Here is a 440-nt window from a genome sequence, read left to right as displayed (position 1 = left end):
AGCGAGGACCTCGGTCGGGTCGCGGTGGTGGACCGCAAGCACGCCGCCGTCAACCCGGCCGCGTTCTTCCACGGCAAGCCGATCACGCTCGCCGAGCACCAGGCCTCCCGCTTCATCGCGGAGCCGCTGCACCTGCTGGACTGCTGCCAGGAGTCCGACGGGGGCCAGGCGATCGTCGTGACCACGCCCGAGCGGGCCAAGGACCTGCCGCACCGGCCGGTGTCGATCGCCGCCGCGGCCTCGGGCTCGGGCCCGGACCAGTACATCATGACCTCGTACTACCGCCCGGAGCTCGCCGGGCTGCCCGAGATGGGGATTGTCGGCGACCAGCTGTGGAACCAGTCCGGGCTGCGCCCGGAGGACATGGACATGGCGGTGCTGTACGACCACTTCACGCCGTACGTCCTCATGCAGCTCGAGGAGCTGGGGTTCTGCGGCCG

General features: G+C 70.9%; 1 protein-coding gene. It reads left to right on the top strand.

Features of this window, described 5'->3' with window-relative positions; translation table 11 throughout:
- Positions 1-440, top strand: a 440-nt coding sequence (locus B4M60_RS15275; RefSeq protein WP_414646820.1) for a thiolase C-terminal domain-containing protein, incomplete at both ends; no start/stop codon positions are given.

This window comes from Dietzia sp. UBA5065, assembly GCA_002415925.1.
GTDB lineage: Bacteria > Actinomycetota > Actinomycetes > Mycobacteriales > Mycobacteriaceae > Dietzia.
This window is presented reverse-complemented; position numbering and strand designations above follow the sequence as displayed.